Here is a 7371-nt window from a genome sequence, read left to right as displayed (position 1 = left end):
TTTGAAAGGAAATAATGCCCCTTACGACACTTTCCTGTTCCGCTCAGCCGCACGACCCTCTATAGGCTGTACCGCCCTAAAAACGTACCTATCGTGACCGAGGACAACGGAAAACCGCTACCTATTTGGGCAAACAGGGGAGGGGATGGTTGCTCAGTGCGCGCCCCTTCGCATGGGAAGCCCTTCCCTTGACTGGAGTACGGTAATACGCAATTATAGTTAGATAACTAAGGATATGGCCATGGAGAGAGGATTGCCGACAAAGGCGCTATGGGATCGCCTTCCCGAAATCGTTCGCTTCCGCGATCAACCGGGGATGACGGAGACCTACAGTTTTGCGGGCGCCGAGGGCACGACCGAGCTGGAAGGCCAGCTGTTCCGGCAGAGAGCGCGGCCATCTAAGGCGGTCTATTTGTTCATGCACCCCACAGCCACGGTCCAGCTGCTCCCAATGCCTGAGGCGCTTGCCGATGCGGGGTTGCACGTACTTTGCGCGTCGAGTCGCTACCCGAGAAACGATAGTGCGCTGATTATGGAAAAGGTCGCCTACGACATGGGCCAGTGGGTGCGCCACGCGCGCGAGTCGCTGGGTTATGAAAAGGTGATCCTGGTGGGATGGTCGGGCGGCGGCTCGCTATCGCTGTTTTATGCGGCCCAGTCTGAACATCCGACAATCACCCACACGCCCGCCGGCGACCTTTATGACCTGACAGCAGCGCGGCTGCAGCGGGTTGACGGAATAGTCCTCATCGCCGCCCACCTCAGCCGGGCGGAAGTGCTGACCGAATGGCTTGACCCCTCCGTCATCGACGAATTCGACCCGGACACGCGCGATCTCGAATTCGATATCTATAGTCCGGACTGCCCGAACAAACCACCATTCACCGCTGACTTCATCGCCGCCTTCCGCGAGAGGCAGCGGGCCCGCAATCGCAGAATTACCGCCTGGGCCGAGGAAATGCTTGCCACGCTCCGTCGTCGCAACGACGGCGAAACCGAACGCGCCTTCGTCACGCACCGCACGATGTGCGACGTGCGCTGGATTGATCCGACGATCGACCCCAATGGACGCGCGCCGGGGGCATCCTATCTTGGCAATCCACGCACGGTGAACGTGGGACCCGCTGGTTTGGCGCGATTCTCAACCCTGCGCTCGTGGCTGTCGCAATGGTCCTACGACCTATCCAACTCCAAGGCTGCCGTTAACGCGACAAAGATCCATCGGACCCCTGTGCTGCAGATCGAGAATGAAGCGGACGACGCGGTTCCCGCGAGCCATAATCCGATCATTCACAACGCGCTCACCGTTGCGAACAAGGAATTTGTGAGCATCAAGGGCGCGACCCATTTCTACCAGGGCCAGCCCGAACATGTCAGCGCTTGTATCGACGGGATCATCGACTGGAGCCACCGCAACGATTTGTGATCTGGCCGCCGCGATCGACGCGGCGCCTCCGCATTTTCGCTGCGGCGCGGCCGGCTTACGCCGGCCGGTCGCGGATTCCTTGCGGGGATCAGTTGTAGACGGCGTCCCGGATGTCGGACACGAACTTCCCCGACATACCCTCAAAGGCCGTGTTGGTCATGGCCACGACCGTCAGCGCGTTTGCACGATCGATGAACCAGCTATTGCCGTATCCGCCGGCCCAGTGAAGCGTTCCGGGAGACTGCGGCGACGGGACGGCGTGCGGATCTGCAAGCACTGCCCAGCCGAAGCCGAAGCCCCAACCCGGCCCGCAGGCCGCAGCCTGAGGTCCGAGCTGATCGGTCGCCATCATCTCGACTGTTTCAGGCTTCAGGATCGGACCACCCCCGAGCCGGATGGTTTCCAGAAAGTGCAGGACGTCGCCCGCAGTCCCCACCATCCCACCCCCGCCTGACGGATAGGAGTTTGGATCCAGGATACGGCTCGGCGCGAACGTTAGCGACCCGTTGAAGGCATCCAGAGGCACTACCATGCCGTCCGTGATGCGGACGGGAACGGATTCGCTGTTGAAGTAATTCGTCGCGAGCCGCTCAACATCCGCAACGGCAAAGCCGGTATCGACGATACCCAGCGGATCCGTGACCAGTTTGCGCACAGCATCGCGTAGCGAACCACCGGTAACGCTCTCAACCACCCCTCCCATCACATCCATGCCAAGGGAATAGCGAAAACCCGACCCCGGTGCGGCGGTAAGCGGGGCGGCAGCCAGGCGCCGAAGATTCTCGGATAGCGACAATCCCGGTTGATCCAACCCGTCGGAGACGTCGAGGCGACGATAATGGCCATCGCTCCCTTCCTGAAACGGATAGCCGAGCCCCGATGTGTGCGTGAGCAGATGGCGGATCGAGATGACCGGAACCGATCCATCGGACAGGCGCGGCTGAAAGTCGGGCAGGAAGCGCGTCACTGGATCGTCCAGCCTCACAACACCATCCTCGATCAGGCGCATCACGGCGGCGGTGACAAAGGGTTTGGTCACCGATGCAAATCGGAAAATGCTATCCGTTTGCATCGGCTTTTGCGATTCACGGTCTGCAAATCCCGCCGCGCGGCGATAGGCGATCTTGCCGCCCCGGGCGACGATCACGACCGTTCCCACCAAACGATTGTCGGCGAGAGCATTGTCTATCGCGCGATCCAGGCGATCGGACACATCCGCGCCTTTAAAGGCTGATGAACTCATAAGTTCAAACTCTCCCGATACTCTCGCAGACCGGACGCGGCCCGCACCTAAGCGATTGCAGTCATCAACCGCGCGGTGGAGAGCGACGACGATTCGGTCGGAGGCAAGGCCTGACCATCAGCACACCTCTCCACGCAACCTTCACGTCGCAGACCGCCACCGTGCAGTTCCTTAGTTATCTAACCATTAGTGATGTAAGTATCGGCGCGCAACATTGATGTGGGGCATCCATGGTGGCGAGGACACCCACTATCGCATCAGTCGCCTGCCTCATGAGTGATGCCGGCGACCCCTCGGTCCTCTCGGCGCCGCCGACCCGGCTTCGCGTCGGGCTCCTCGGGGGAGAGGCTCCGAATCGCAGCTTCTAGATTGGTCTGCAGCTCGCCCAATAGGGCGATCTGGAGATCCGCTTCGCGGCGCGAAATGCCGGTCTTAGCGATATCCCCAACTTCGATGCCAATGGGCAGAAGCTTCCTTTTCAGCTCGTGACCGTAAGGGGTGAGGAAGATGTTGATCTTCCGCTTGTCCGCCGCGTTGCGGACCCGGGCAACGATTCCCCGTTGCTCCATGGAAGCGATCGCCGAAAGCACGTCGACGCACGTCGCAACCTCGGCCGGATCGATCCCGGCGACGGCGATGCGGTTAATGTCGATCGCATATTGCATGAGCTCCGCTTCCAGGGCTTTGCCTCGTTGGGTCAGCGTAACGCTCAACTTGCGGCGATCAACCTTGTCGCGGGTGCGCTCTACAAGCCCGTGCTGCATCATGTTGTTGATTATCGACACAGTCGTGTTTTCTGTGACGTTGGTCATGTCGCTCAGATATTTCTGGGTGACGCCGTCGCGGATCCACAGCACACGAAGGTAATACCAGAAGCCCGTCTTTAGATCGTGCTTCGCCAGCATCGCATTGAGCAGGCGATCGAACCGCCGATGGCAGCGCCGGACCTGATAACCAAGGCTCCATTCCGGATTGAGCTGGGCGGGCCTGTTGGACAAATGCACTCTCCCTGGGGCGTGTCGCCATGTTCGCCCTCCCAATGAGGCAGGGGCAACGGCTTTGATGGTGCACCTGCCCGCCAACGTCCAGTTGGATACTGACGGCAGACTGGGCCTTGCCACGCTCTGCATCGGCGTCGGCATGGGCCTTGCGCTCGCGGTCGAACGGGTCTGAATCGTGCTTCGGTGACACCCTATGTCGCGTAGCCCTTAATTGTGAGATGAGAAATCCAACGAAATCAACGGCCTTGCTTTGCCCTTAAATATGATATTTTGCCTTTAAATCCGATATTTTTGCCCTTAAACCTGAGACAGGGTTCGCAGCTTCGTGTGGCAAATATTGATGGATGATGATCGCGAAGACTTCGTTGCCGCTGGTGCTGAGGAGGCGCGCAGGGCGGCCGTTCTGCGTCCGCTTGTTCAGGCATATCTCAAAGGAACTGGCAGTCTGGAAAGTGGCATCAATGACGCCGTTTGGGAGCTTGGTGTCAGCAGGGCGACTGTCTGGCGCTGGATAAAGCGTCTGGCCGAAGAGGGTGGGCGCACCAGCGCGCTGGCTTCTCGGAAACGGGGCCGCCCGACTGGTACAACCTTGATATCCGGCAAGGTGGAAGCGGTGATCGAAGAACATCTTCGCCGTTATTTCTTACGGCGGGAACGCCCAAGCCTGTCGCGCATCGTGACAGAAATCCGAAGCGCGTGCTGGCAGCAGGGCTTGCAACCGCCGACACGTCGGACGGTTCAGCGCAGGCTGGATGCAATGGATGCCCGTGAAATTGCCAAGGCACGCGAAGGCGCAAAGGCGGCCCGCCAGAAATTTGCGCCGGTCGTAGGCGACAACAAGGCAAACCGGCCACTGGAGGTCGTGCAAATCGACCATACGCCTGCGGACATCATTCTCGTCGACAGTTTTGAACGCAAACCAATTGGGCGGCCTTGGGTCACGCTGGCGATCGACGTCGCAACGCGGATGGTGACCGGATATTACACCTCTCTCGAGGCACCTTCGCGTCTGTCGGTGGCGCTTTGCCTGACACAGGCTGTGGCCCCCAAGGCGGAACTTCTGGCGGAATTGGTGCGCAATGTTCCTTGGCCCGCGCAGGGTAAACCGCATAGCATCCACGTCGATAACGGGCGCGATTTCCGGTCGCATGCCTTTCGGTCGGCATGTGCAGAATGGGGGATCGATCTGGTCTATCGGCCGCCAGGCAGTCCTCATTTCGGAGGGCACATCGAACGATTGATCGGCACGATGATGGGGGCCGTGCACCTGTTGCCTGGAACAACGCAATCCTCGGTCGTGGCCAAGGGCGACTATGACGCCGAGGGCATGGCCACGATGACCTTAAGCGACTTCGATCGCTGGTTTGCTCTGGAAATCTGCCGCTACAACAACAGCATTCATTCAAGTCTTGGCTGCACGCCCGTTGCCAAATGGGAGGCGCTCTCAGAGCAAATGATGGGCGATATCCCCTTCGAGATTGAAGCCTTTCGGGTGAGCTTTCTGCCAAGTGAACTGCGCAAGGTCAGGCGTGACGGCATCCATCTGTTCCAGATACGGTACTGGTCCGATGCGCTTGCAGGCCACATCGGGCGCGGGGATGGAAAGGTGGTCGTCCGCTACGACCCTCGCGACCTCTCGGTGATCTGGGTCGAACTGGATAATGACCGATACGTCGAAGCTCGGTACCGAAACCTGGAAATTCCGCCTGTGTCGCTCTGGGAATATCGCGAAGCCATGAGGAATGCCCGTGCCCTTGGCAAGTCCGGGTCCAATGAGCTGGTCCTGGCTGAGCTGATCCGACAGCAACGCCAAATCGAGTCTGAAAGCCGGAGCCTGACGAGGGCCGAACGCCGATCCCGTGAAAGAAAAGGGACATTGGAGGGCGCCAACTCGGCCGTCTCAACAACCGAAGGGCTGCGCGCGATCGATACGGGTGATACATCGCGCCCATTGTTCAAGGTGGAGAGATGGTGAATTGAGGGCAGGAAAAACAGAGGAAGACGGTCGGATCACCCTCATTCAATCGGATATCTGGATTGGCTTTCCGCGGGCCGAACAAGTTCTGGACCGTTTGCAGTGTATGATCGAAGCGCCAAGGCAAACCCGTATGCCTGGCCTTCTTGTGCATGGCGCGTCCGGGATCGGAAAGACGATGATCGCCCGCAATCTTTCGCGCAGATATGCACCGGAATATGACCCAGCATCGGGAATTACGCGAACGCCGCTGTTACTGTTACAAGCACCACCAGCTCCCGACGAACGACGGTTCTATCTGCACATCCTGGCGACCGTCGGGGCACCGGCCACGGCACTGAGCGCGCGCGCTCAAAATGTGGCCTCCCTCGAAGTCCGTGTCGTCGCGCTCTTGCGCGACCTTGGCCTGCGGATGATCATGATCGACGAAGTCCACAACCTCTTGGCCGGGACCCACCGCGAACAGCGCCGCTTTCTCAATGTTCTGCGGTATCTCAGCAATGAACTCGAAGTGTCGCTGGTCTGCCTGGGGGTCAGCGAGGCCGTCGATGCCATCCGTGGTGATATCCAGCTTGCCAGGCGGCTGGACGAACATCACCTTCCAAACTGGCGCGACGACGCCGAGTTCTCGGACATGATCCAGACACTCATCGCGGCAATGCCCCTCGAGAAGAAATCCAATCTGAAGGTCAAGTCACTAAAGCAGATACTTGCGCTGACCGGCGGGGTGACCTCGCGCATCTTCGCCCTGATCAAGGATCTTTCCATCGACGCCATTGTCACAGGTGATGAATGCATCACCGATGACGCAATCGCAAAATGGACGCCGGTTTGGTCGCGCCATGCGAACCCCCCATCGGCGGCTCGAGAAGTCCGGGGTGTGAAGCCGCACCCGCTGCCCAAGACTGTCGCGCCGCTGCCCGACGAGTTGTTGTCAGGTTGGTTGTCTAGGCTGGCGGCGGCCAACTACTGTGATGATGCGGAACTACTGGCTCATCTCAGAATCGATACCGCGCATGGCACCGCCTTGAACTTCAACGTCGACGCGGCTGCGGCGGCGAAGATTGCCAACGCCGCACGGATTGACCCAGATGTTGTGCGATCTTTGACCTTCCCAGCAATGACGACACGAGAAGCCTCGCTGACGGCCCAGATACCATTCCAGCATTGCCTGCAATGTTCCAGAGAGGGCCTTTCGCTCAAGCATTGGAGGCGAGCCTGGGCATTCGACTGCCAGGTTTGTGGGACGAGACTTGTGCCGACGCTCGGCAAGGCCAGTGGCGAACAGATGCCCGAAAAGCTGATAAATCGTGCGCGCAACGGCGCCGCGCGGCTTGAATACGCCGCGCGATTACGCAGCTCCAAGCAATTTCGGCGCGCAATGCGCGCGGTCACCTTTGCCATATCATTAAAGGCCTTCCGCGGAGATCCGTTATACGCTCTTCAGGGCCACAGGCTGGAAGTAAGGCTGTTTGGCCTTGCTGCAATTGATGCAGCCCAATCCCGTCCACTGGTCAAAGCGGCCATCTCAAGCTCCGGCATCGACGACTATGCAAGGGTTGCTCTATTGCGCGCCTTCGATAAGGAGCCACGTCTGCTTGCCGCGGTTGTTTACATCGCCCGGCAGCGCGCGAAAAGCATAGGCGCGATGGCAGTGGAATCTCATAATTAAGGGCAAAAAATATCCCCGAACGCGTCGTGTCTCAGATTTAAGGGCAACGCGACA

The 7371-nt window shown here is 59.4% G+C and carries 5 protein-coding genes; 3 read left to right on the top strand and 2 right to left on the bottom strand.

Annotation, left to right across the window (positions count from 1 at the left end):
* The first annotated feature begins 253 nt into the window (after positions 1-253).
* Positions 254-1426: an alpha/beta fold hydrolase gene (locus A9D13_RS01865; protein ID WP_244884876.1), complete on the top strand. Its 1173-nt coding sequence runs from the start codon at positions 254-256 to the stop codon at positions 1424-1426.
* Positions 1427-1514: 88 nt separating this feature from the next.
* On the opposite strand, the gene A9D13_RS01860 is transcribed toward A9D13_RS01865, so the two are convergent.
* Positions 1515-2669, bottom strand: a complete 1155-nt coding sequence (locus A9D13_RS01860; protein WP_062347427.1) for a serine hydrolase domain-containing protein — start codon at positions 2667-2669, stop codon at positions 1515-1517.
* A gap of 257 nt (positions 2670-2926) precedes the next feature.
* Positions 2927-3667: a MarR family transcriptional regulator gene (locus tag A9D13_RS19965; protein ID WP_244884875.1), complete on the bottom strand. Its 741-nt coding sequence runs from the start codon at positions 3665-3667 to the stop codon at positions 2927-2929.
* A 343-nt stretch (positions 3668-4010) separates the two neighbouring features.
* On the opposite strand from A9D13_RS19965, the gene A9D13_RS01850 reads away from it, so the two are divergent.
* Together A9D13_RS01850 and A9D13_RS20900 are read left to right on the top strand one after the other, a co-directional pair.
* Positions 4011-5645 carry a Mu transposase C-terminal domain-containing protein gene (locus A9D13_RS01850; RefSeq protein WP_024099411.1) on the top strand — a complete coding sequence of 545 codons (1635 nt, stop codon included), beginning with the start codon at positions 4011-4013 and terminating at the stop codon, positions 5643-5645.
* On the top strand, positions 5530-7317 hold the full coding sequence (locus A9D13_RS20900; protein ID WP_216635479.1) for a TniB family NTP-binding protein: 1788 nt from the start codon (positions 5530-5532) through the stop codon (positions 7315-7317). Before A9D13_RS01850 ends, A9D13_RS20900 begins: the two co-directional genes overlap by 116 nt.
* The last annotated feature ends 54 nt before the right edge of the window (positions 7318-7371 follow it).

The organism is Croceicoccus mobilis (assembly GCF_001661965.1).
Taxonomy (GTDB): Bacteria; Pseudomonadota; Alphaproteobacteria; order Sphingomonadales; family Sphingomonadaceae; genus Croceicoccus; species Croceicoccus mobilis.
Note: the sequence above shows the minus strand (reverse complement) of the source record. Positions and strands in the feature narration are given on the sequence as shown.